Source organism: uncultured Gelidibacter sp. (genome assembly GCF_947500795.1).
Classification (GTDB): domain Bacteria; phylum Bacteroidota; class Bacteroidia; order Flavobacteriales; family Flavobacteriaceae; genus Gelidibacter.
In genome coordinates, this window is sequence record NZ_CANMTE010000007.1 from 88,547 (window position 1) to 115,018 (window position 26,472).

General features: G+C 35.9%; 23 protein-coding genes. 4 read left to right on the forward strand and 19 right to left on the reverse strand.

The genetic code is table 11. From position 1 onward, the window contains the following. Position 1: 1 nt before the first annotated feature. From Q0947_RS13985 to Q0947_RS14040, 12 genes are all read right to left on the reverse strand, one after another. Entirely contained in the window at positions 2-922 is a 921-nt protein-coding gene (locus Q0947_RS13985) for a hypothetical protein (RefSeq protein ID WP_299398974.1), read from the reverse strand. Between the two features lie 12 nt (positions 923-934). Then, on the reverse strand, positions 935-1,657 hold the full coding sequence (locus tag Q0947_RS13990; RefSeq protein WP_299398977.1) for a hypothetical protein: 723 nt from the start codon (positions 1,655-1,657) through the stop codon (positions 935-937). Between the two features lie 48 nt (positions 1,658-1,705). Then, the gene (locus Q0947_RS13995) at positions 1,706-2,338 is read right to left on the reverse strand and encodes a hypothetical protein (protein WP_299398981.1); all 633 of its coding nucleotides are present in this window, start codon (positions 2,336-2,338) and stop codon (positions 1,706-1,708) included. A gap of 109 nt (positions 2,339-2,447) precedes the next feature. Further along, positions 2,448-2,876: a DUF3592 domain-containing protein gene (locus Q0947_RS14000; RefSeq protein WP_299398985.1), complete on the reverse strand. Its 429-nt coding sequence runs from the start codon at positions 2,874-2,876 to the stop codon at positions 2,448-2,450. Between the two features lie 14 nt (positions 2,877-2,890). After that, positions 2,891-3,958 carry a hypothetical protein gene (locus Q0947_RS14005; RefSeq protein WP_299398988.1) on the reverse strand — a complete coding sequence of 356 codons (1,068 nt, stop codon included), beginning with the start codon at positions 3,956-3,958 and terminating at the stop codon, positions 2,891-2,893. Between the two features lie 171 nt (positions 3,959-4,129). Continuing rightward, positions 4,130-4,942 (reverse strand): DUF4412 domain-containing protein, encoded by an 813-nt coding sequence (locus tag Q0947_RS14010; protein WP_299398992.1) that lies wholly within the window; start codon positions 4,940-4,942, stop codon positions 4,130-4,132. Positions 4,943-4,977: 35 nt separating this feature from the next. Continuing rightward, a complete protein-coding gene (locus Q0947_RS14015; RefSeq protein ID WP_299398994.1) occupies positions 4,978-6,276 on the reverse strand; it encodes an OmpA family protein in 1,299 nt (432 codons plus the stop codon). 138 nt (positions 6,277-6,414) lie between these two features. After that, positions 6,415-10,389 (reverse strand): two-component regulator propeller domain-containing protein, encoded by a 3,975-nt coding sequence (locus Q0947_RS14020; RefSeq protein ID WP_299398998.1) that lies wholly within the window; start codon positions 10,387-10,389, stop codon positions 6,415-6,417. Between the two features lie 240 nt (positions 10,390-10,629). Then, positions 10,630-11,379: a cyclase family protein gene (locus tag Q0947_RS14025; RefSeq protein WP_299399001.1), complete on the reverse strand. Its 750-nt coding sequence runs from the start codon at positions 11,377-11,379 to the stop codon at positions 10,630-10,632. Beyond that, positions 11,376-12,521 (reverse strand): radical SAM family heme chaperone HemW, encoded by a 1,146-nt coding sequence (gene hemW / locus Q0947_RS14030; RefSeq protein ID WP_299399006.1) that lies wholly within the window; start codon positions 12,519-12,521, stop codon positions 11,376-11,378. The genes Q0947_RS14025 and hemW overlap by 4 nt, the downstream gene beginning before the upstream one ends. 190 nt (positions 12,522-12,711) lie before the next feature. Then, on the reverse strand, positions 12,712-13,266 hold the full coding sequence (gene ruvC / locus Q0947_RS14035) for a crossover junction endodeoxyribonuclease RuvC (protein WP_299399011.1): 555 nt from the start codon (positions 13,264-13,266) through the stop codon (positions 12,712-12,714). Further along, the gene (locus Q0947_RS14040; RefSeq protein WP_299399015.1) at positions 13,267-13,908 is read right to left on the reverse strand and encodes an outer membrane beta-barrel protein; all 642 of its coding nucleotides are present in this window, start codon (positions 13,906-13,908) and stop codon (positions 13,267-13,269) included. Positions 13,909-13,934: 26 nt separating this feature from the next. Here Q0947_RS14040 and Q0947_RS14045 point away from each other — a divergent pair, with 26 nt between their 5' ends. Both Q0947_RS14045 and Q0947_RS14050 read left to right on the forward strand, forming a co-directional pair. Further along, positions 13,935-14,903, forward strand: a complete 969-nt coding sequence (locus tag Q0947_RS14045) for a lysylphosphatidylglycerol synthase domain-containing protein (RefSeq protein ID WP_299399019.1) — start codon at positions 13,935-13,937, stop codon at positions 14,901-14,903. Beyond that, complete coding sequence (locus Q0947_RS14050; RefSeq protein WP_299399024.1) at positions 14,900-16,033, forward strand: glycosyltransferase; 1,134 nt, start codon at positions 14,900-14,902, stop codon at positions 16,031-16,033. Before Q0947_RS14045 ends, Q0947_RS14050 begins: the two co-directional genes overlap by 4 nt. Before the next feature lie 13 nt (positions 16,034-16,046). Here Q0947_RS14050 and Q0947_RS14055 read toward each other — a convergent pair whose 3' ends face one another. The 7 genes from Q0947_RS14055 to Q0947_RS14085 all read right to left on the reverse strand — a co-directional run bounded on the left by Q0947_RS14055 (position 16,047) and on the right by Q0947_RS14085 (position 23,893). Continuing rightward, complete coding sequence (locus Q0947_RS14055; RefSeq protein WP_299399028.1) at positions 16,047-16,520, reverse strand: hypothetical protein; 474 nt, start codon at positions 16,518-16,520, stop codon at positions 16,047-16,049. A gap of 98 nt (positions 16,521-16,618) precedes the next feature. After that, the gene (locus Q0947_RS14060) at positions 16,619-17,755 is read right to left on the reverse strand and encodes a tetratricopeptide repeat protein (RefSeq protein ID WP_299399031.1); all 1,137 of its coding nucleotides are present in this window, start codon (positions 17,753-17,755) and stop codon (positions 16,619-16,621) included. Between the two features lie 11 nt (positions 17,756-17,766). Then, complete coding sequence (locus tag Q0947_RS14065; protein WP_299399034.1) at positions 17,767-20,088, reverse strand: M56 family metallopeptidase; 2,322 nt, start codon at positions 20,086-20,088, stop codon at positions 17,767-17,769. 2 nt (positions 20,089-20,090) lie between these two features. Then, positions 20,091-20,453 (reverse strand): BlaI/MecI/CopY family transcriptional regulator, encoded by a 363-nt coding sequence (locus Q0947_RS14070; RefSeq protein WP_299399037.1) that lies wholly within the window; start codon positions 20,451-20,453, stop codon positions 20,091-20,093. Positions 20,454-20,885: 432 nt separating this feature from the next. Continuing rightward, the gene (locus Q0947_RS14075) at positions 20,886-21,554 is read right to left on the reverse strand and encodes a response regulator (RefSeq protein WP_299399041.1); all 669 of its coding nucleotides are present in this window, start codon (positions 21,552-21,554) and stop codon (positions 20,886-20,888) included. Positions 21,555-21,561: 7 nt separating this feature from the next. Further along, on the reverse strand, positions 21,562-23,487 hold the full coding sequence (locus Q0947_RS14080) for an ATP-binding protein (RefSeq protein ID WP_299399045.1): 1,926 nt from the start codon (positions 23,485-23,487) through the stop codon (positions 21,562-21,564). A gap of 238 nt (positions 23,488-23,725) precedes the next feature. Beyond that, the gene (locus Q0947_RS14085) at positions 23,726-23,893 is read right to left on the reverse strand and encodes a hypothetical protein (protein ID WP_299399048.1); all 168 of its coding nucleotides are present in this window, start codon (positions 23,891-23,893) and stop codon (positions 23,726-23,728) included. A gap of 1,146 nt (positions 23,894-25,039) precedes the next feature. Here Q0947_RS14085 and Q0947_RS14090 point away from each other — a divergent pair. Further along, the gene (locus Q0947_RS14090; protein ID WP_246923121.1) at positions 25,040-25,876 is read left to right on the forward strand and encodes an RteC domain-containing protein; all 837 of its coding nucleotides are present in this window, start codon (positions 25,040-25,042) and stop codon (positions 25,874-25,876) included. A gap of 309 nt (positions 25,877-26,185) precedes the next feature. Further along, positions 26,186-26,470: a helix-turn-helix domain-containing protein gene (locus Q0947_RS14095; RefSeq protein ID WP_246923124.1), complete on the forward strand. Its 285-nt coding sequence runs from the start codon at positions 26,186-26,188 to the stop codon at positions 26,468-26,470. The last annotated feature ends 2 nt before the right edge of the window (positions 26,471-26,472 follow it).

Genomic DNA, 26,472 nt, shown 5'->3' on the forward strand with positions numbered 1-26,472 from the left:
TTTAATAAGAAGAAGGTCTAAAGTAATACGTGGCATCCTTAGGAATGGCGGCTACACTAGTATGTTGGTGTTTTTTGTAACGCGATCGATCCTCTTCTGGTGCATCTGGAAAATGATATGTTCCGATAACTTCCGTTTTAACCAGATTCCAACCTGCTTTAAAATTTAAGTCATAACTCACATTAGTTGCTACGATTAACGGTGTCCCCGTATTACTTAAATCGCCTTTCCACTCTTCATTAGCTTTTATGGCGCAATCTTTTTCTGCATAAACCCATGACAATAGATACCCTTCATCACCAAAATACAAATTCCCAGGGGTTAATAAATTCGAGGTCACCTTCTCGGAATTCCCTACCGTTAGCACTCCAATTTTTCGATCATTTTGATACACTAAAAGATATGAGTTAAGCTGAAACCCCGCCTCGCCGTTAGTATATTCATAAACATCTGGATTATGGATATCATAAAATATATTGCTGTTTTTGAAATTATTCAAAGGTTTTAAAGTTGGTATTTTTTCCGACGGATTCAGGATAATTGTTCCATCGGCTTCTATGAGCCCAACCTTAACATAATTGACTTTATTCTTTCTTACATCGTAGCCATGATTAAATACCAGGTCAGCAATTCCAAGATTCCAATTAGCCAATTTTTTATTGTTAGTACTAGATAACATTTTATTTTTTACAGTGACTACACTGGCTTTCTTACTTTTATCAGTTTTATTTATGTCCTTCTCCATTCTTTTGTGCTGCGCTTCAGCTTGCTGCATCACCTCATCAAGATTGATGCATTCCATGAGACTATCACGCATTCTGGCCGCTTTATCTATCATTTTTTGTTGCTCCGAAGTTTGAGCAAAAGTGGCGTGTCCTATCATGAATATCAGCAGGACGAGAATTTGTTTATACGGTTTCATAAGTATTCATTTTTAAAAGTATTTTCCAATCCACTTTGTATTTGGTGTGGTAGACTGAGATGAAGACACCACTACTTTAGTAGGCTTCTTAATTTTATCAAATGTATTTTCTACGTACATGCTTGGAATGTTATGCTCCTCGACACTTTCAATTTTATATTCAATAAAGTTAAAGCCGGGTTTTAAATTCAAATTATAACTGTAGGTGGTTACGAGGGTATCATCGTCAGTATAGGTGACTGTGGCGGTACAATCTCCCTGGTAATTGAACTCAGATTCTACATACACCAATTCAAAATAGGATCCTAAAACTGCGTCAACATCACCGTAGGACTCAATCCAAGGCACTAGGTTTTCATCAGTCACCATAAATAACAGACCGGCATATGGATTATCTTTCGAACTTAAGGATATATAACCGCCAGGAGCAGCTTTTATGTTTTCATCCTCAGAGAGGATATCATAACTATTATCACATTTAGAAAATAAGGTAAAAGCGGTATCATTCATAAAATTTGTCGTCACCTCATCAGAGAGAAAGTTTAAATCTTTTGGAAAATTAAAATGTAGTTCTCCTGTATTTGAAATGGTACCTATAGAAACAGGTTGTTCCATGCCAAAAGAGAATAGCACCAAATCCATGGCACTCAAATTATGATTATCCACTTTAGCAAGTGGCTGTGCCATACTAAATTGGATCGAAAATAAGGCCAAAAGTATAAGTGTGTTTTTCATGGGTTCTCTGTTTTTTAAGGATTAGTGAATCATTTTATTTATTAGTGGTTATTTATTATATGCTTTAAAACCGCTCAAATCATTACTATTTAGAGAACTCCAAAGTTGATCCACATCCATTGCTTTTCCTTCCAATGTGACATAAAAACGATTGTAGTAAAGAAACCTAAGTTCAGCTTGATAATCGGATTTAGTATCAGCATCGCGGTCCGTCCCAAAGGTGAATATGCCGTTGCGCTCTTTTTTAGAATAGCGAATAGTATTGTTCATTTCTGACATTACCTTATTGAGGTGTAACATTTTTAGTGGAATTATGGCGCCGGTGGCCTTTTCGCCTGCAGCATCTAAAATCTCCATCCGTACAGTTCCATCGCCAAAAGTTCCAGCCACAAGTTGACCTCCGATAATCTTAGGTCCCATATTATCGCCATTCGTATCAATTTTAAGTTGCCCTATTTTTTTAGGGAATGCCTTCAGTAACTCTTCATCGGTCAGTGATTTTTTTGCGGATAATTTCTTTAGCAAATGATCATATTTTGCATTTACATCTTCATTCTTACCAGATACTTCGTTCATCACACCCTCAACTATTCCGGCATTTTTGGAGGTTGAAGATTCTGGAGAGTCCTTGCAAGAAGCTAAAAGCAAGATTGCAAGCGTTAGTTTTATTAGATTTTTCATAATATATTCTTTTAGTGTGTTGCATTATAAATCAAGGAATGTGTCCAGCCATTTATATGTAAAACCACGTATAGACCTACCAAATGTATCGCTCCAATACTTCAGAGAACTACTGCAAAACAGCTATCCACCCTCCCACAAATATTACACTCAACATAAAAACGGCAAGGACAAGACCATCTGTTTTACCTGGCTCTAAAACCGCTTGTTTTGGCTTATTGGGATTGTAAAAAACATCAACAATTTGGTTTAACGTGTATCTTTTTTCAAATTCCTTAGCATTTCTGTGCTTTGGCGAATTGGTATTTGTATAGCAGATGTTAGTGCTTTTATAAGTATTTCTATTTACCGTGTATTCATACAGCAAACTGTGTTTTACCCCAAAACCCGACACTTCTTTAATAGTACCACTGACTTTTGGCCATTGTCTTGAAATAGTTGTGAGATATAAATTGTGCACGGACTTTATTAAAAAGGGTGTTGCCACCAGCAATGCCAATATCCCAGAAATTTGAATTTGTGTTAAGCTGGTAAACATGATGCCGTATTTGGTTATTGTGCTATTACAATAACAGAACTTACTTCTGCCTTAACTGTTCCATCTGACAAACTCACAGACTCTCCATTTTTCCATAGTTTAGCTACGCTGATGGCACCATTATTTTCGTAACCTCCCACGTAAACATCTTTATTAAAAACATACAAATCATTTGCACCGGCATTGTTACTACCATCGGTAAGCGGAATTCCAACTCCGTTTTTCCATAGTTGCGCAATGGACATCCCAGTCCCACCCGGTAATAAGTCTTTACCTGCTACATAGACATTACCTTCAGAAGCAAACACAGCGTTAGCATCAGGAAAATAAGTATCCTTCATGCTCATTTTTACTCCATTTACCCACACGTTGGCAGAGAATACATCAGGATTTAATGAATTTCCCGGTTTGTATTCGCCACCAGCTATATGAACTTTATCATTAATGACATAAAGTGAATTGAACCAAGTATAAATTCCAGCTTCCTTAAATGATGTTGCTGATCCATTCTTCCATAATGTCGCAATATCCTCTCCTTCAATTTCGATATCACCTACAGCATATATGTTATTGTTTTCAATATAAATTGAGTTCACATGGCTATTTTTATCTGACAAAGAGGTTGCCATGCCATTTTTCCAAATTCTAGCAGTAGTAATACCATTGATTTTCTCAGTACCTACCACATACACATCATTCCCGTTCACGAAAATGGACGAAATTAGAGCGTCATTGGCACCATCTGTAATTGGTGTAGCAACACCATTTTTCCAAATTGTAATTACATATTTACTCCCTAGCCTTCTCACAGATGCGCCAACATACACATCGGTACTCGTCACATACAGGGTTTCTCCATATACAGAGGCATCGCCTTCTATAGTTAAAGGTGTAGATACTTCATTCTTCCATACTTTAAGCTTAGGAGTTGAGGTGGTGCTCGATTCCTTTACCAACGCATAAACATTTAAAACTTTCTCAGTTTCTGGTTCCTCAATTCCAACCAAATCATCATCATTTGAGCAGGAATAGGTGGTCACTGAAAGTATAAGAATGGATAGTAATCTTATTAAAGTTTTCATAATCGTATAGTTTTTAGTTATTATTTTAATGAATGAGGATTAAGCGCGTAGCATTGAGCAGGAGAAGCTATCTTACCTGTATAAAAATGTCCTCACAAAAATTTCGATTGAGCTATATTAGCTGTGGAATGACTTCTTTCAGACTAACATAAACGTATCTAAATATAGTATCTACATAAATTTATAGTCCGACTTATTGATGCTAAACTGCACTTCTTCAAGTCCAATACATTCCATAGTGGCACTGTTCTTATTGTTTTTCAGGTCTGTCATATCCATGGATATCATCAGCACTTTGTCATTAGGATCAAAATAATCTTTAAGCTGCACAGGAATCTTAGCGTTTCTATTTCTGTAGATATCGTCAAAACTCACCTCTGCCTCATTCGTAAAATACATGATCATTTCATACTCAGAACTCGTCGCCTTTACTCCTTTACAATGGAAGCCATTGACGGTTTTATCTGGCAATGCTTCATAGGAGAATTCGGCCGACATATCCTTTACATCCTCCAAATCAATATCGTCAGGCATTTGGGTTACCATGCCTATATTATTTTTATCAGATTTCATAAACATGGCTGTAATCTTCTTAGAATTATCCATCACCGTAAATATATCTGCCGTCATTGCTGAAGTGAATCCGAAATAACTTGCACCAGGTTTTAGAAAATAATCAAAAACGATTTCTCCATCTTTGGTGCTCATTTTTAGAGAATATTTCCAAGTAAAATCATAAGTATCTGCAACTAACGAAGGATCTCCTTTTTTCCCGCCACCAAGACCACCCAAAGGATTTCCCTCAAAGACCTTGTCCATAGATTTTGTGGCTTTTTCTGCTGCTTTATTGGCCGTTTTTTCAATGACCGCATTTTCGACTTTTTGTTCTACCCGCTTTTTGAGTTTTTTCAGAAATTGTGCTTCGGCAGATTGAAACATTAAGAAAAAAACGACGATTGTGGTGTATACATATTTAGCTTTCATAATTTCTAGTTTTTAAAATTTCTTGATTTTGTATCTTAAATTTTGACAAATTCCACCCTTCTATTGTTTGCCTTTCCGTTTTCAGTAGCATTATCAGCAACAGGGTCAGATTCACCTTTCCCGGTAAATTGCAAGCGTGCTTCAGCAATTCCGAATTCGTTGATCAGGATGTCTCTCACGGCGGATGCTCTTTGTTCTGAAAGGGTTTGATTGTAAGCGTCATCTCCCTGATTGTCCGTATGTCCTACGATTTTTAAGCTGACCTCAGAATTGTCGCGAAGCATAGTGGCGATATCTGAAAGTATACCGTACGACTGTTTTTTAACCTTGGCGGCGGCGGTATCAAAATAAATGCCTGTGGTGCTAAATTTTCCGTCCTTTAAAAGTTGCGAGCGTAAATCGGTAGTAGACTCAGCGATCCTAAAATTGGAAATTCCCACGAAATGTCCTTGCTCAGGCAAAACATCCATTGCTTCTATAATAAAATATTTACCAATGTTTGCCTGAATTAAATTGGGCGAATCCACCAACTTTTCTTCATTGACCCACATCCGCAATCGTTTCTTATTCACCGCCATAGAAATATGCACCGTGTTATTCAAATATTCTGGAAATTCTCTATTGATATTGCTCGCCACTCTAACCTCAAGTTCACCGCCAAAATTTGACACATGTCTCACATTAAAGCCGTTCCGGGAAAATAAGAGTTCCACGTCTGCTAAGGTCCCGCCACTTCCTCCGGCGTAAGACTTTTTGCTCATGAATAGAAATGCGAGCTTACTGCTGTTAGCATCTTTAGTATAGCCATTGGTAATCAAATCAAACTCTATGGTGTAATTTTCAGGAAGCGTTTGTTCCATACTCGGTAAATAGCCAGACCGTCTGACAATAGAGAGCCATTTATTTTCATAGCCACTGATTTTGACAACCTCCCCCGAGCCTCCAGTTTCCCAATGTGCTGGAAAATCGCCAATGGCATCATTCTCAAAATCGTCATAAAACAGCAGCTTATTTCCCGGTATAAAAGTGAACTTGCTGTACACCCCAAATTCTTGTTTTACGCCAGACTTTTTTGCATTGGACGATTTTTGAGCTTCGGCAGCCGTGTCGCCTTTTCCGTTTCCATTACTTCGTTTAGAAGATGAATTGTTGTCCATATTGCGGTTTGCATCCACATAAGTAGAATCCGTAGTTTGAGAGGTTTCCTCTCTAGTTTTCTGCACTGTTGGTATCTGCTCTAACGGAATTTTAAGATTTTTACTAACATGTGCTTGCGCAGTTTGATATAGAAACAGAAAAATGACTAGTGATCTGATGATATATTTGGTTTTCATAACGCCTAATTCTATAATTCACATCGCGCTGACTATCAGTGCTTAAACAAAAGTAAGACTGATGTTCTAGAAGGGATAGGTGATATGTAACAAGGTGTAGAACTATTGTAACATAGACACTAAAATGAGAGTCAAATACTATTGGTGCTGGTACTCTGAAGGTGTTTTACCGTAAGTTTCCTTAAAACATTTAATAAAATAAGAAGGCGTACTGAAACCCACCATATAGGCCACCTCATTAATGGTGTATTGTGAAGATTGTAAAATAGAAGCCGCTTGTTTTAAACGTTGTAATCTTATAAAGTTGGATGTTGAAAGCCCCGTATATGCCAACATTTTTCGATGCAATTGCATTCTACTCATCCCCACATGTTTACTAAACGATTCAGCGTTAAATTCTGGGTCATTTAAGTGTTGATCCAATACTTGCTGTACTTTCTGAAGAAAAACCTCATCTGCCGAAGTCACAGCAATTTCTTTAGGTTTAAAGTGATTATCCTGTTGGTAGCGTTTGTGTCTTTTATTTCTATTTTTAATAATGTTACGGACTTTAATTTGAAGCGCTATTGGATTAAATGGCTTCGTAATATAATCATCAGCGCCAGTATTTAATCCCGCGATTTCTTCGGACTCTTCAGTTTTTCCCGTTAAAAGTATAATTGGAATATGGGAGGTTTTTTCGTCTTTTTTTAAAATTTCACATAATTCAAAGCCATTCCTAACCGGCATCATAACATCAGAAATAATTATATCAGGAATAATTTTAAGGGCTTTATTGACGCCCTCATATCCGTTTTTAGCTTCTACAACTTTAAACTCTTGGATGAGCAATGATTTGATGAACTTCCTAATATCTCTATGATCATCTACAACCAAAGCAATTGGTTTCTCTCCTTTATCAGCAGTTGTAAGATCTCTATCTGCGTCAACGTCCTCGACCTGATGTATTATTGAATTATCAATTTCCTGTTCAGTAAATGCACTTCGGGCAATTGGCAGTTTAACCACAAACTTCATTTTTGTAGTGCCCAGATATGAGGCTTCAATAATACCATGAGACAACGTTGTCAACTCTTTAACCAAGGAAAGCCCTATTCCTGAACCTTCTGAAGTTTCATTAATTTGGTAAAATCGGTTAAAAATTTTGGAGATATTCTCTTCTACAATGCCATTAATATCATTTATAAAAGTCAATCTTAAATCATCAGCATCATCCACTTCAACATTAAAAGAAATTTCACCTCCCAGCGAAGTATACTTTATGGCATTAGAAAAAAGATTATTTACTATTTTCTCAACTATATCCGCATCAAACCAGGCTTTTCCGACATCAGGAATTGAAGCTTTAAGTGTTAAACCATGCTGTTCTGCCAAAAACTGGAAAGATTCTGTGAGTAATTTTAAATGCAACCCCAAATCATTCTGCCTCACTTTTAATCGTAAATTACCTGACTCCAACTTCGATAGTTCCAATAGTTGATCAACTAAATTCAAAAGCTGATTGGTATTGCGTTCCACTAATTGCAAGTCGCTTTTTGACTCTATATTTAATTCGTTGCTCAACAATTGTTTTTTAATGGGCGCTGAAATTAGGGTTAATGGCGATCTGAATTCATGCGCCAAATTGGTATAAAGTTTCGTTTTGTATTCATCTAAACGCTTTAACCTTATGGACTCCTCTTTTTCATGTTTTAAGTCTAATGTCATTTTCCAACGCCATTTAAAATAATAATAGGTTAAAACGGCGGAGGCCATTAACAGAAACGCATACACTATAAACATCCAATTACTTAAATACCATGGCCTCAAAATTGTAAAGGAAAAACTCTCCGGATGTTCATTCCATAGGCCATCGTAATTACTGGATTTTACTAAAAACCTATAATCCCCCGACGGCAAATTCGTATATCTCACCCTATTGGTATTTTTGGAATCTATCCAATCGCTATCATGATTTTCTAATTTGTAAGCGTAGTTGTTCTTTTTGGGAAGTGAAAATTGTAAGCTTGAAAATGTAAATGAGACCGTATTTTGTTTGTAATTTAAGGCGGTATTATCTACCAATGGGTAAGTTTCATTATAAACCTCAAAACCCGTTAAAACCGTTTTAGGAATGACATTATTTCTTTTGATATCTGCTGGATTGAACCAATAAAACCCTTCTAATCCACCAAAATACAGATTGTTATCGTCCGCTTTAAAATAAGCCCCGGTGTTAAATTCAGTTGCTAAGCCGTCATAGTTATCATAATTAACAATGGTTGGCGCTCTATTAAAATCTTTTGACGGCACTATCACGGTAATACCTCTATTGGAACTTAGCCATAGATTGTTTTCTGCATCTGGCAGGATAGCGTAAATCACATTATTAGGCAACCCGTCACTCAGAGTGTAATTCTTGTAAACTTTATTATCTAAATCGAATACCACCAATCCATCGCCATTGGTACCAACCCATAAAAATCCGTCGCCATCATAATACAACGATTTTATTTTTTTGAATAATTCTTGATCACGAATCTGAAAGTCTTTCAACACATCAGTTATGGAATAGGTTTTTGTGTTTAATGAGAATAGACCATGTTCTTCTGTTCCAATAAAAAGCAAGTCCTTTTCTCCCTGAATGGTGACTCTAATATTATTGCTCAACAATCCATTAGAGGTGTTAAATTGCTTTAAAACACCCTTCTCCTTGTCAAATAAAAGTAATCCGTAGTCTCTTGTAGAACACCAAATACGGCGATTATCATCAGTAAAAATATTCCAAATGGTTTCAGATGGCAACGCAATAGAGGAAGATTTATGATAATGTTTAATTGTTCCATCAGCTTTTAAAATATTTAAGCCACCATCTTGTGTTCCTATCCACACATCTTCATCATCATCTATAAATAAACTAACGATCCTATTGGAACTTAAACCGTTTTGCGATTTTGTGTAGGTTTTCCAACTATTGGTCTTAGGACTAAACCTCGACAATCCTTTCCCACTAGTACCAATCCAAACATTATCATCAGCATCAACCTCAATCGCTCTAACAAGGTCAATATTGATGCCTTCTGGAGTTTGACTGTTATTGGTAAAATTGAATTTCTCAAGAAACTCATCATAGAAACTCACGCCGGCCCCATCTGTCCCAAACCAAAGTGTGCCGGTGTAATCTTCATAAATACATAAAATATCATTGTAATGAATAGATCTTGGGTTATGTTTTTTTACCTCATAGTGTAAAATTTCGTTGGTATTCAATCTGATTTTATAGAGTCCGCCTCCAAAGGTCCCCATCCATAATCGGTTTTTCTTATCTAAATGCATGGACAGGATATTAAGATTACTTGGCAACTCACCTAATTCTCCGCTGAATTTATTGGTGAATTTATCATCGTTGTACGCTTTAAACCACAATCCGCTGCCGTAAGAACCCAACCACATATTTCCATCTGCATCAATTATGAGTTTGCTATAGTTTACTGTCGATTGCGGATTATTATCTGGATGATAAATTTTAGTGGCATTTGTAGTTTGTTTTATACCGATGATTTTACCTTGGCTCGTGATCCAAATAGTGCCTGTGGCATCTTCTGTAATTGCATACACCGTATTGATATCTTCAGAAGAAAGCGAAGCCACAACATGAGTGTTGTTTTCCTCCATTCGATACACACCAGAACCGTAAGTACCAAACCAATAGGTCATATTGCTGTCTTGAAACACGACACTGACATCTTCTAAATCTGTAAAAGGAATAAAATGCTGCTCTTTAACATTATAAATTTGAGGTGTTTTGGAAATGGGAATGCTAATAACATTACCCTTCCTATCAGTATACACTTGACCTAGATAGCTATAGTTAGGCCTGGTAATATCTACAAAAAGCGATTTAAAAACATCAAATTTATTACCATCAAATTTATTGAGGCCATCCTGCGTTGCTAGCCATAAGTATCCAATACTATCTTGAGTAACCGAGATCACACTATTTTGGGAAAGGCCATCATTAACTGATAGTTGCCTAAATGAAACCTGAGATTGGCCAAACACCTGAACAAGACTAAAAGCGCATACCACAAAGCAAGCAAAATACGCATGGAACCCTTTTATATGTAATGGCATATTCATTTGATGTGATTCACACCAGTTTGCACAAAGTTTTAGCCCGACAATCCTAATTTAAACAACAAAATTTGTGTGTTTAAAGCGTTACAACATCAAGCTATCCTCATAAAAACGAGTCGGTTAACACATAAATATACTATAAAATAAAATTACATTTAAGGGAGGATGTATTAAATCAAGTAGGATTATAGACGAATTTTGCTTTGATCGCTCAATTTTGAAGATTGGAAATTCAACTTAAACCAAAATTTTATAAAGAATTGGTTTACTTGGAGTTGCATCATTCTCAAAGGGTGCAGTTTGCAGATTTAACATATAACTACCATCCTTTATTTTATTCCTTACATAGATGAACTCTGTAATGGTACACTGCATGCGACGTTCTCCATCAAAATTCCAGAAGGCTTTGTGCGCGAGTAATTTTCCGCCATCGTGCTCTCGATCAACACTAGGAAGATCAATGAGTACATGTTGCACTCCCAATTCTCTGATAAACACCATGGCTTCTTCAGTCAGATAAGTCCAATTGGTTTCAGAATACTGACGTCTTTTTTTATCCTTAGTATTTGGCATGGTACGGATGACCAAGGCTTCGGGTGTTTTATCCTTTAATAAAGATGCTATTTGCTTTTTAGAGATGATAGTGTCCTTCAAATAATTTTCGGGAGCCACTGAAATCAATTCTGCAGTAAAGAAAAATTGTTTTAAATTTTTATTGATGGAATGGAACTCCTCGGTGATGTGTCCAATGCACTCCGTATGTGTACCGTGCGCATGCGGATTGAAATAAATATTATTGAAATTGACATCAGCACCTTCTTCCACACTACCAATCCAATCTTTATTCTTTACAGGCTCTATTTTAGGCTCACTAATATACCAGGCATTTACATTACTTTTTGAGGCACGCAAAGGGATGGAAATGTCAAGCGGATTTGAAAGGTCTATTTGGATTTTACCTGAATGATGTTCAATGGTTGTTTTCAAGATGCATTAATTTTAAAGAGATCAGAAGCGATACCGTCACTCAAAAATTTGCCTTTTTTAGTGACCAGTAATTTACCATCTTCAAGATACAATAAATGTTCAAGAATGTGTTTTTGAGATTGTTCTAAAAGGTATTTTTTGTACTCAATTCCGAACTCTTTTTCAACTTTTTCGATGGAAACGCCCCAAATAGTGCGCAGTCCGGTCATTACATATTCGTTGTATTTATCAGTGGTTGAAAGCGTTTCAATCTCCATCGGCAGTATGTTTTCATCCAAAGCTTTGATGTATTTGGTGTTGTTTCGAACGTTCCAACTGCGGTGTTCACCATCAAAAGAATGGGCAGAAGGACCAATACCTAAATACGGTTTTCCTTGCCAATATGCTGAATTGTTTCTGCTGAAATACTCTGCCTTTCCAAAATTGGATAACTCATAATGAATAAATCCTTCGGCTTCCAATTTCTCTATTAAAATGTGGAATTGCTCTTGCGCCAAATCATCATCAACATTTTTAATGATGCCTTTTTTAATGAAGGTATCCAAAGCGGTTTTAGGCTCAACAGTCAACGCATAACTCGAAATATGAGGAATATTGAATGCCAATGCAGACTCTATATTCTGAAGCCAACGTTCATTGGTCAGACCTGGAATACCGTAGATTAAATCGATGGAAATATTATCAAAATATTGTGTTGCTTCTTCTAAACATTTTTTAGCTTCTTCGGCATTATGCGCGCGATTCATCAATTTTAAATCCTCTTCAAAAAAGGACTGAATACCGATAGACAGACGGTTTATGCCGATGCTTTTATAATCCGCAAATATAGATTTGGACGTGCTATCAAATAAATCATCCGGATTGGCCTCAAGTGTTATTTCAGGATTTTCGGTAACTTCATAATGCGTATACACTTCTTCAATCAACAATCTTAACTCTTCAATCGACAATAACGAAGGGGTCCCACCACCAAAATAAATGGTTTGAATGACCTGATTTTTAAATTCGTCCTTTCGTAATTCCAACTCTTTAACTAAGGCCCCCACTAATTCATCCTTCTTTTTTAATGAAATTGAAAAATGAAAGTCACAATAGTGACAGGCTTGTTTGCAAAATGGGATATGAATGTAAATTCCTGACATTTAGTTTGAATAACGAATAACGAATAACGAATAACGAATAACGAATAACGAATAACGAATAACGAATAACGAATAACGAAAGTAAAAAATGGATTCAGAACAGCCTCTAGAAGTGCCTCAAACTTTTAAAAACATATCAACCTAAAACTACAAAATTTGAAACCAAGAAACCTGAAACAACAGAAACCTTTTACTTCTTAACCCTACTTTCGTTTTGCTTCACAAAAGCAGCCCAACCTGTATAGTTCTTCCCTACTTCAACCCTACCTTCGTTATAATGGTGACAAACAGCGGCGGCCAATCCATCAGTTGCATCAAGATTTTTAGGCAAGGATTTTAATCCGAGGACACTTTGTAGCATTTTTGCTACTTGCTCTTTACTCGCATTACCACTACCGGTAATAGCCATCTTAATTTTTTTTGGAGAATATTCAGTAATAGGTATTTCCCGGCTTAACCCTGCCGCCATAGCAACACCTTGCGCACGCCCAAGTTTGAGCATACTCTGCACATTCTTTCCAAAAAACGGGGCTTCAATAGCAATTTCGTCTGGATTGTGCGTGTCAATAAGTTCTATGGTGCGCTCAAAAATAAGTTTAAGCTTCAGATAATGATCATCATATTTTTTGAGATCGAGCTCATTCATTTGCAGGAAAGTCATGGTTTTACCCACCACTTTAATTAGGCCAAACCCCATGATGGTCGTTCCTGGGTCTATTCCTAAAATAATTCGTTCTTTAATCATTTAATAACAATAATTGCATCCGCTCAAAGATATGGATACGCCAAGAGCTACATACATTAAATCGCCATTAAATGAATATCCGTCGATAGCTGGATTATATTTATCACTCCCAGACAAGCCCAAGGCATAAGATCCATCAACAAAAACAGACAAAGACTCGCTCAGTCTATAATGCACTTCCATGCCGCCTAATAAATTAAGATAGTTATACGTATTAAGTACGTCTTTACCTAACGGCCTTGTCATACTAACACCCGGTCCGACGTGACCTACAACTCCAATGGCAGGAGGCAAAAATCTAAAAACATCTTTAAAATCATATACTAATTGCGCATTGATACGGGTGAAATTCAGCTTAAATGGCTTAGACTTTTCGGCTGACTCAGACCTATTGTATCCTAAATCGAGCTTAGCTCCCCAATTTTCAGAAAACATGTGTTGAACGCCAAGATTGATGGTCGGGAAGTTGATATATTTTGTGAAATAACCATCATTATCGTTATTGTCAATAGGATTATTAAAGCCAACACTCGCCTGAAGCTTCCATTGTTCAACATCTCTTTGAGCGAAACTCATAGAGGTAGTCATGAGGGTTAAAAATAAGAGCCAAACAAAGTTTTGTGTTTTAATATAAGTCGCCATAAGTTAAATATCTTTAATTTGTAACTATGTTAATAGCAATCTACTACAAATCTAAGCAATTCTCGCTTGCACTTATAAAAATAGGTCTTGTTGTTGGCGCATTTTACCTCATATACAACAAATTATTTCTGAATAGCGATTTTCAGTTTAACGACCTCTTTCATGTCTTGACCAATTTCAGCGCTCTATCTTATAAAACAGTGCTTTTTTTAGTGATGTTGAGTATTAGCAATTGGTTTTTTGAGATTCTAAAATGGCAGAATTTAGTCTCATCCGTCCGTGTAATTTCGTTTAAAGACGCAAAGGAACAAAGTTTGGGCGCCCTTACCGCTTCTTTACTAACACCAAACCGCATTGGCGATTATGGTGCAAAAGCGATGTATTACACAGCTCCATTTCGTAAAAAAATAATGCTTCTTAATTTGTTGGGAAATACCGTACAGATGGCGATTACCACGATTTTCGGAAGTTTAGGCCTCATCTATTTCAGCCTTCATTTTGAGCCAAATTTCAATTATAAGGGCATTATCATCTGGTTTTCTATAATTGGGATTATAAGTCTTATACTTGTTGCTTTCTTCAGAATTAAAGGCTTCCAAAAACAAAAGCGTTTGTACGGCAGACTCATCAACTTTATAAAAACCATATCCAAAAAAACGATTCTAAAAACGGTTGGATACTCTGTGCTCCGTTATCTTATTTTTTCGTTTCAATTCTACTTTTTACTGACGTTGTTTGGGGTCAATCTTACCTATTTAGAAGCTATGGCCGCTATCTCAAGCATGTATCTTTTATCGTCAATAATTCCATCTGTTTTTATTTTTGATGTGGTCATTAAAGGCGGCATCGCAGTTTATATCTTTGGATTGCTTGACATTTCGCAAACCATTGTTTTAGCCATTGTAACATTGATGTGGATTTTAAATTTTGTGCTGCCAAGTATCATTGGAAGTTACCATGTGCTTCAATATAAACTCCCCAAATCTTCAGTATGATTGTTATTGCTATAATTGTTAGCGTCCTTTATGTGGTACTGATCGGAAGCTTTTGTTTGGGATTTAATCGCGTAAAACATTTTGTAAGCAACACTCCTAAGCCAAAAACACGCTTTAGTATTGTTATTCCCTTCAGAAATGAAGCCAACCAACTCCCAGAACTCTTGGAATCCATTTTTCGTCTGAACTATCCGAAGGGACTGTTTGAAGTTATTTTAATCGATGACGAATCTGATGACGACTCAAGAAAAGTTCTAGATAATCTACTGAAGAGTAATACAGACGGTGCCACCAACATTCAGGTGATAAACACCATTAGAACTACAAATTCGCCTAAAAAAGACGCTATTTCACTTGCCATTTCAAAAGCAAACGCTGACTGGATTATAACTTCGGACGCCGATTGTATACTTCCAAAATACTGGTTGGATAGTTTTGATGCGTACATTCAAAAACATGCTCCATCACTCATTGTTGCTCCAGTAACCTATCATAACATCAACGGATTTTTACAAAATTTTCAACTTTTGGATGTCTTGAGTTTACAGGGTGCCACCATTGGCGGTTTCGGAATTAAAAAACCGTTTTTGTGTAACGGAGCGAATTTAGCCTATACCAAACACCTTTTTAATTCGGTTAATGGTTTTGAAGGCAATTCAGAAGTGGCGAGTGGTGACGATGTCTTCCTTTTGGAAAAAGCCTATCAAAACAACCCAAACCAGGTGCATTATTTAAAAAGCAAACAGGCTATTGTGACTACAAAAGCGCTGAGCACAATTTCAGATTTGATAGATCAGCGGGTACGTTGGGCTGCTAAAACGAGTGCTTATAAAAACAGATTCGGGAAGTTTGCTGGGAGCATTGTTTTTGCTCAAAATGCGCTGTTGATTGTTTGTCTTTGCCTCACATTAATTGGAGCTCTAAACCCTAAAGTCCTATTGTTTGGTTTCCTCATTAAAGTCAGTGTTGATGGTATTCTCATCTCTAAATCGGCTGTGTTTTTTAATCAAACAAAACACCTCAAGCATTATGCATTAGCAGCATTTATATATCCTTTTTTCAGCGTTTATGTAGTAATTATCGCTGTATTTAAAGGCTATCAATGGAAAGACAGGCGCTACCAAAAATAACAACTAGGTAATTCTAATTGATATTGACAATAACTGGTAAACTGAATTCTGTAGCTACTTGTTGGCTGCGTTTAATGGCCGGATAAATTTTAGGAAGCGAATCAAAACTATGTCTTAAAATACTGTCCAATTGCGGAATTTGAGCTTTCGTCATCGAGTCCATATCAATGTTTCTGATTGAAAACTGTCCTTTTTTATCGATATGAATCTTTAAAACGACGGTGTCCGAAACATCATCGGTCACTACAATTTTTTGCTTCCCTAAATGTGAGGCCAACAAATCGTGTAAATAGCTTTCAAAGCAAGCTTTCTTTTCTTGGTTAGTGGTGGCGTCATCACAATCAGAAAAGGTAGGATAGTCATCCACATCATTCCAATTGATGGCTTGGATTTCTTCTTCAAGAAGTTGTTCTGTCGATACTTTCTTAGATTGAAAATAATCGCAAGACGTCAGTAAGATAAGGAAAACAAGTAAAAATGGCTTCATTTAATAATGTAACTGAAGCTGAAAAATACAATTTTTTTAGTGAATTTGTTCACTTCGCATAGTTCTGTTATACAATTTCTATAAAGAGTGCTAATAGGCTATTCAGATTTCATGAATTTCTCTTCCTTTAACTCTTGTAAGCGCCTATCTGCAAAGTAAACAAACATACTTTTGGGGAATTTTTCCTTAAACACTTCATAAGCCTGTATTTTAGAATCGGCGTCAGCATAATATCCATCTTTTGTGCGTGCCAGAAAGAACTGCGCCCGCTCATCTTTAGGATTTTCCTTTATGGCATTTTGAAGTGCGATAATGGCTTCCTTGTGTTTTTTCTGTTGATTTAGCACCGTTGCCAAAGTTGTATATTCTACAATTAATGGTTGATCCATAATGTCTAATGCCTTGGTGAGCCATTCTTCTGCGGAAGCGAAATCATTTATCTTTTCATACAATTGGCCTAAAATGTAAAGATTGGTTGCATTTTTAAGATCGAAATTTACGGCACGCTTGGCATGGACAATAGCTTTTTCATACGCCATCTGCTCAGCATAGCAAAAACTTAATTTTTCGTGTATAAACTGTGAATCTTCGCCTAAACCCAACAGCTTTTCGAACCATTGTACAGCAGACTCATAATCTTTCTTCCAATAGTAATTCAGTGCTTTTAGGTTAATCAATTCTGTATTATTCCCATAACTCTCCAATCCAGTGTTGATATATTGTAAAGAAGCCTCATGGTTGCGCTTTACCAATAAGTGTTTGGCTATTTTATATATGGCTTTTTGATGCGTAGAATCAAGTTGAAAGGCGGATTGAAACCTCTTCATAGCTGTAGAATCTCCTTGTTGTTCTAAAAGCAATCCAAGTTCATAATGGTAATTTGGGTTTTTATCATCCTGAGATGCCAACTCATTTAATAAGGCCTCTGCGACTTTTAATTTTTTGCTCCTAGCCAGTAGCTTTGCATAATCATATTTAAGAAGTGCATCCTCAGGAAATTCCTGTGATGCACGTTCATAGTTATTTAAAGCTTCGTCGTAATTACCAAGCGCCATGTAGGCTTTGGCCAATTTTTCATAGACTTGCTCTTGCTGCTCAAGAGATTTGAAGACAGTTATAGCTTGCGCATAGTTGCCATGTGCATACAAGCTGTCCGCGCGTTTTAAGCTGGCATCCTGTGCCTGTATAGACCATGTGAGCAGCGCCACAATTAAAAACCTAAAGGATTTGGGCATATGGGTATGAATTAGTTTTTAGCTTTTGGTGACGTTTCATATACCTGGAAAAAAATAGGTAAACTATACGGTACATCTACAGCTTTCCCTCTTTGTTTGCCCGGTTTCATTTTTGGCAATAGTTCAATTACACGAATGGCTTCTTTTTCCAACTCTGAATGCGGCGCTTTCGATTTTATATCGGTAATAGAGCCGTCTTTGCCTATTTTGAACATAACCACAATACGTTGCATTCCTTTTAAGCCCAAATCATTGGCCAAATCAACGTTGAAATTTTTGTTTACAAATTGACTGATTTCATCCGAAGTACATTTTTTTCGATCCTTCTCAGCGCTTATGTCGCTACAAGATGGGAAATATGGGGCTGCCTCAACATGAGCAAAAGGGACTTCAGAACCATCAGGATAATTTGGGCGCTCCGATATAATCTCCTTAATCTCTTTTGCATTATCGGGTATCTCTTTATCCGTTGTTTTAGATTCAACAATCTCTTCTTCTTCATATTGAACCTTAAACAATATCGGCAAACTATATGGTACGGTCACGTTTTTACCTCTTTGTTTCCCAGGTGTGAAATCTGGCATTGCTTTAATGACTCTTATAGCTTCAGCTTCTAAGACTGGATGTGGCGCTTTTGCCATGACATCTTTAACTTTTCCATCCTTACCAATTTTAAAGACAACGCTGATCCGCTGTATCCCAATCAATCCTAAGGAAGTTGCTAATTCCACATTAAAATTCTTATTGACAAACCTCGCTACCTGATTAGTGGTGCATCCTTTGTCATCACCCTTAGATCCAGTTGCTTCACATCCTTCAAATAATGGCACCTCATCAATTACGGCGTATGGCACCTCAATATCAGCTTCTTCCTGCACTTTGGAAGATTCGTTATCTTGTAGACTAATCCTGGAGATATTCGTATCCGTATCTAACAAAGTGGTGATTTTACCATCCGTGATTTTTAGCACCTTAAATTGGTTACTTTTTGTTATTAAAGCTATTTTTTGCTTCCGCGCCTTTTGTTCTGCTTCTGATAAATTTTTCATATCCTCAACCACCAACCGGAGTTCTCCATCTCCTGCGGAATTTTCCCAAGCGTCTTTAGCTTTTTGTGTTTTTTTATAGGCTACATAGTCGTCATAATTATATTGTTTTTGTCCATAAAATTCCAAATCACGTTTCTCTTCCTCATTAAGCTTTCCATTGGCCTTCTTTTTCTCCATTAACTTTGTGTGTTTGTATTTTATAAGCGCTTGGGCTTTCGCGACATCATGCTTACTTTGCATATAATTCTCACCGATGTCGCCATAGTTTTTATAGGCTTTGTAATAATCGTCAGGAAGATCATTTAGGCCCATAACAGCATTGTAATACTTATTTACAAGTTCTGTAAAAGGCGTTTCCTGGGCTACCACGTCATTGTGCTCTAACGGCAATGATTCACTAATTTCACTGGCGTAAGACGAGGTGTACAACAACATTCCTATCACCATAGGAATTAATAGTGCGTATTTGACAAGATGGATCTGTTTTGATTTTGATTTGCTTAACATAACGATTCGTTTTTTGATTAATGATTGTTTAAAAAATGGATTGATGAATGAGATGTGCTGGGTCTCAAAAACTTGGGACAGCAAGCTTTGATAATAGGCCGATTTGCCTTTGTACTTTACAGCTTTTGCATCGGCGATGAACTCGTGCAAATTGGAAAGCCTGTTTTGATACATATACACCATTGGATTAAACCAAAAAACGATGCGCAACACTTCAAAAATTAATAAATCGATACTGTGCTTTTCCTTAACATGAACCAATTCGTGCTGTACAATGTGTTCCTTCTTTTCTTCCTGAATATCGGTTCCTAAAAAAATATTATGAAAAAATGAAAAGGCAGCACTACTGTTACATAAATACACAATAAGCACATCACCTTGCCATCGTTTTGGGTTTGCATAATACAGCTTGCTAATCTTGAAAATTTTATATCCTAAAATTAGCGCAGTTACAATAACACCTAATATCCAAAGGTGTGTCCAAGAAAAGTTGATACCCTGCTCAGAAATTTGCACTACAGGCATCATTTCGGCACTATAACTAACGTCTGACGACACCTCTCCAATGATAACTTCGGGCAATCGGACCACCATGGGCTCTGGGACCATAGCTCTAAAACTTTCGAATTTTATAAATGGCAAGATGATTGACAAGAGTGCTGTACCTATTAAATACGCACGATTCCAATTAAAAAAAGTTTCTTTCTTTAAGAAAACGTCGTAAATAATCAGAAAGAAGATCTGAAATGCAACGATTTGTAAAATGTAGTGCAGCATAATCAGTCCTCTTTTTTGTTAATCTCCTTGAGTATAGATTCCATGTCATTCAGGCTGAGATCATTCTTTTTGACAAAAAATGACACCATACTTTTAAATGACCCTTGAAAATAATTATTCACCAGCATATTAATGCTTTGGTTGCTGTAGTCCGTTTTCGAAAGAATGGGAAAATAAATATGGCTCTTACCTTGCTTTTCATAATCCACAAAACCTTTGCTTTCTAATATCCGCACAATAGTAGACACGGTATTATAGGCGGGTTTTGGGTCTGGCAGCTCCTCAATAATCTGTTTTACATTAGCTTTTTTTAGTTGCCATAGCACTTGCATAATCTCCTCTTCTGCTTTTGTAAGTTGTTTCATCTTTAAAACTGCGTCTGCCGACAGGCAAATTTGCTGCAGTAGTTTTTAGTTTAATATGAATAATGTTTTTTAGAAATAAGAGTAGGAAATCTTGCAACTCACTCACTTTCATACGCTAATATAACTAAAATATTAGTTCAAACTAATTTTTTAGTTATAAATTTTACAAAAGAAGGGTTGTTATAAAAAAATAAAACCTAATAACATCCAGATTTGGGGCAGTTATTAGGTTTATTCCATTGTGCTATTAGCGCAACAAATAACTTTAGAGGGATTAATTAATTGTTGTTGACTCGATAAAATTAAATAAAGGAAATGAATTAAAGTTACGGGATATCCGTAAACTTTTTACGGCAAAACCGTAGAATACAACTATAGTCAAGGATAAGCGCATTTTGGAATTGCCTTAAAATGCGAAAATTTAACACTTAATTAAACAAATCCCTTTTTCCTTGCTTCTTCAATCAGTGTTTCATCCTTTCCATCTTCAACAGAGAACAACAGCTTCAATTGTCTTTTACGTTTTTCGATGGCACTCATCGATAAATTAATGTGCTCACGCAAGGTAATTGTTCTGATGCCCTGAGAAAGAAGGTGTAGAATTTTCCTGTTGATATCATCCACATAAATATCGGCAGAGATTGATTTTTTAAGATAATTGCTCACCGTATTACTATAATATGGTGGCGATGTTAATATATGTTGAAAAGCCTCTGCAAGTTCACTGGAGGTCATATCACTTTTGATTAAAAATCCGTCAGGATTAATTTCTTTGATGATATTGTGCACTCTATACGACTCATTAAACATGGTCAAAATAACCACTTTGGCATTGGGCATAATGTCTCGTGTCAACTTCGCCAAATCTTCGCCGGAGTTAAATTTACCATTTGATGAACTCGGTAAACTGATATCAAAAAAACAAATGTCGTATGGCTTTTCATTAGAAGCACGTTGCAACAGCTCATAAGCAGTATCACAATCATTTGCAGTTTCTATCTGCAAAACTTGATCTCCTTGCTTAGTGGCCATTAAAGTATTTTCATAACCTTCAATAATAATAGGATGATCATCTACCATTAAAATATGAATGTGCTGCATAGTTTTTTTAAGTTGTGTATGGAATTTTTATTAGTATGGTGGTACCGTTGTCTATTACCGATTGGAACTCTACAGTCCCATCAAGTTCGTGTACTCTAGAATTAATGTTTTTAAGACCGATACCTTTTTTACTTTTATTCAGATCAAAACCGACGCCATCATCAGTAATAGATAACCAAATTACAGCTTTTTTTAGTTCAATACTAATTTTGACATGTTTAGCTTTGGCATGCTTATAAATATTGTGAAGCGATTCTTGAACCATCCTATAAATATTAATCTTGGTCTTATTGGAGATGGTTTCCCAATTAATGTCATCAGTAAAATCAAACTGATATTCCAATTGATACGCCTGGGTCTGTTTGTCTATCAATTCAGATAAAATATCCATAAAGCCAGAACCCGACACGAAATCAGCATTCAGGTCATGCGAAATTTTTCGGATATCATTTTCTATGTTTTTGAGCTCCGCAATATACTTTGCGCGCACTTGCACCGCTTCTTTACCTTCATTAAAATTATAACTATCCAAACTTAATCGTGTTCCGAACAATCTTCCCAAAACACCATCATGCAATTCTTGAGAGATACGCTTCTTCTCTTCAGCCCTTGCACCATCAACCTTGTCTTGTTGCGACAACATGAGATTGTAAATCTCTTCATTGGCTTCCTGTTGATCTCTTTTGAACTTTAATTCATTGTTTTTATTACGCTGTGTAATGATGATGTACAGCAACAAGGAGGTTAGCAAAAGCACAATTGAACTGATAATCCACCACATTTTTTCAGTGGCAATCCGTTCTTTTTCTAACTCAAGCTGATCCGTTTCAAACTCTATACGAGCGAATTTATTTCGGATTCTCCGTTCATTTGCCAGCAAACTATCACTTAATCTGATATGTTCCTTTAAATAAGCGCTTCCCTCTTCACCGCCTTTAAGTTCAGAAAGAATAATCATCGCTTCCAATAAAATATCATTAGAAGAAATCTCTCCAGCTAACTGATAAGACTCCTCAGCGTAACGCAAAGCTTGATCCCGCTTCCCTTGTCCCTTATAAAATTTTGAAAGATCAATCGAGACATTTAGCTTATTAATTGCATCGTCCAAACTATCAGAAATACGATAAGCGCGTTCGAACATTTTCTCTAAAGAATTGTAATCGGCATTTCCATTAAGAAATCGGGCGTAAGCGACATTATCTAAAACAAGCGCATAAAAATTAGGATCCAAATCAAATAGCAACTTCTGATTTAAAATACCTTCATAAATGGTAAGTGCGGTTGTTACATCCCCTTTCTCCTTGTATACGTAGGCTATATTGTTCTCTGATGACAGTTGCAATAAAAAGCCGTCATTCATTTTTTTGGCCATATCATAAGCTTTCTCATGATATTCAATGGCTTTGTCAAACATTTTTAAAGTCACGGCACCGTCACCAATTCTCGTGTAGAGCAACCATAAACTCTCTAGGTTATAATCGGTTTTAGGTAAGTTTTCAGATAGTTTTATCGCTTTAATGGCGCTTTCTTCACTGCCGATATAATCTTTTTCAAGCTTTTGGATTTCTGAAATATTGATTAAAATTTCAACCTGCCGAGAATCCAATTGCAATTGTTCTGAAATTTTATAGGCTTTAGAGTAGTAGTAATAGGCGCTATCGTTTTGGGTTCTACTCCGATGATGATACCATCCCAAATTATGATTAGCGATAGCCAATGCTAATGAATCATTGGCTTTAATAGATAGCCTTAAATTTTTAAAATTAACCCGTCTGAATTCATCGAATTTACCCGTATAAATGCAAAGTCCAGAATAAATTTGGTTGGATTTAATAATGACGGAATCAATTTTCAATCGCTCAGAAAAGGTGACAGCCTTTTTAGCAAATCTGATTTGATTATCTAAAGACCGTTTGGGATCATTACTAAGCAATCGAAATTTTACAACACTATCGTATTCAGGTGACCTTAACTTATTTTGAGAATAAGTAGTTGTGCAAAAGAACAGTAAGAGTATGACTGATAAAGGTAACCTCAACACACTAGATTGGATTTGTTGTTATTCTCAAATTTAGGATAAATTCTTTAATCTAGTAGGTTTAATTTAATTCAACACCAAAATCCCTTATTAATTAAAATAAGGGCTTCATGTTTTTTCAACACTACTTTTTTTATGATTGAGAAGGAATACGGATTCCCGTTCTTGAGTGGGCTAACAAATCGTATTGCGTTTTAGCAGGCACGTAGGAATTTGCTTCTTTTTTAGTAGGTGTTTTGTCTGTTTGGCTAGAAACAGTTAAAAATAAGGCTAGTAACAAAGTAATTTTTAGGGTTTTCATTTTAATCGATTTTAAGAATTATGAATAGTTTAGTTAATTAATAATTTGGGCATTTAAAATGCCATTCGAGGGAAGAATGGATTATTAATTTTTTGAGCTTTACACTCTAGCATTGCAAATTTTTAGTGAGGGAAGAATAAGACTTGCAATAACGTCTTCAATAAAATGGATTAAAATATTCTTATTGGTTGTTAATCAGTCAATAAGAGCTACAAATATATTATAAAAAAGTTATAAACAAAACTTTTTATTGGATATAATGCGTTAAAAATCCGACTAAAAGCCAAATTCAGGTATAATTCTTATAAACATAGTGGAAATCGGCCGGTCAGAGACAAAAGGAGAATACTAGCTTCTGGTATCCAAACAATTACTACCAGATACTAAACCTTTTTGCAATAGTTATTTGAAGAAAAATGGGGATTTACAAACCACCCCTAAAACAAAAAAGCATCCCGATTCTGTTATAAACAGAAAAGGAAAGCTTCTCATCGGAATACCAAATCACTTCGGTATCACTACGTTCCGTCCCAATTATTATCGGGATTAGGAAACAACACAACTTCTTTAAGGCGCCAAAAAAAGCTCCAAATTTCTTTAGAGCTTCCTAGCATTATTGCGGTCTGGACGGGACTCGAACTTTGTTCAATTATCCCAACCATATCAACACTCTTGTTAAATCTCTTTTTCTATGTTGACGATTTGTGACCTTAAACACGTGGGTTATGGTACAATTTGATTTCGTCTGGTGCAAAAATACTAAATAGAATCAATTAACCATACTTAATATTAATAAAAGCACTTAAAATGTTTCGTGGAACCTATTTTGGTTCCAAATATGAATTATCACGGTATTATCTGCTTTCATATCCAGACTATTGTACTCCACTGCCATTAATCTTAACTTCAACCACTACCTACATTTGTTCTTTGTTGGTAATGAAAATTTCGGCTATCCTAAAATCTAAAGAATTAGAGATATGTAGCGAGTCTCAAAATAATGTAAATCAATAAGTTATTATAGTTAGGCATGCTTTTTGTAATCTCTTTCATACAACTATTTATAGCGTGTCATCTTCCTAAATTCTCTCAACTATTCAATATTGACTCTATTTATAGTCTCCTAAAACTCTAAATAGATATGATATGGATTTAGAACTACTTACACAGAATTTAGAACAAGAATTACTGGATATTGATGAAAATTCAAATACGATTATTGAAAGGTGCAAACGGTCCATAGTAGCTTGCAATAAACTTTTACAACTATTTCAGCGAGAAATTAATAAAAATGGGTTTAGCTCTGTTCCCGAGGAAATTTATTTTTTCCAATTCACAAAGCAAATGCCTTTACAGCATTTAATCTACTTTTCTGAAATACTCTCATTTGAACTTCAATTTCCAAAGGCCGATAAGGTTATTCAACGAAAATTTACAAGAAAAAAAATTCAAAATATCAATCGATTTTTCATTTATAATTTGGACTTTATACAATACACAGATTCAGATTACCACCATTTTGATCGAGAATACTATACACGTGAGTTTCTGGATAATTACCACATAGTCACTTCTAAAGTCTATTTTCAAGATTCAAAATTTTCAACCCCCAGAGATTTGCTTTTGGGTAAATTTAGAGCGTATGGTTGGTTTCTTATTTATCTTGAAAATCGCTTAGCGAATTTAACTTTAACTTTGCCAAGTACTGAGAACACTAGTGATAAGCTGAAAAAATTGGCATGGCCATTTACTAACACTGATTGGGTGGAACTAGTTTATGCAATTTACTTTGCCGGACTCTCACATAATAACAATTTAAATATCAGAAAAGTGTCAAAAGCATTGCAACAAACTTTTGATTATATTCCCAAAGATCTTTACAAAACGTTCCAGCATATTAAATACCGAAAAAACAGTAAAACCCTATTTTTAGATTCGCTCTGCTCAGCCTTATTATTAGAAATTAAAAAAAGTCATGAATAGTATTAATATGTCCCTATTTTCGACTTCTAAAAAGACAGTAGTACTGTCGACCTACCGTTATCATCTTTTCACTGCTGTTTCCATTTTATTTATACCTATTTGATGATGGACTCTGAAGAAACAACAAGTAAATAACCGCAAAACGCATCAAATTTCAAAATGTTAAATTTTGACCGTAGTACGGTTGACATGGGGGAAAAAATCCAATAATATTATCCAAATTTGTAGAACGAAAGTCAAATCAGGTCAGGGGCTATCAAATTAGTTGAAAGCAATGCGATAGCCTTTTACCATTAAAATCGCTCTATTATGCCAACAAGTATTATTACCACAGACGACCTTCGGGAATTCAAAATGGAATTGCTCGATGACATCAAAAAATTATTATCCAAACATGCAACAGGAAAACTTAAAAAATATCTCAAATCTTCCGAGGTTATGGATTTACTTCAAGTAAGTCCAGGCACTTTACAGAATCTTCGTATCAATGGTACTTTACCCTACAACAAAGTTGGTGGCATCATCTACTATGACGCAGAGGAAATTCAAAAAGTTATGGATGCCAACCGTGTGCAGCACGGCCTAAATTCTTAAAA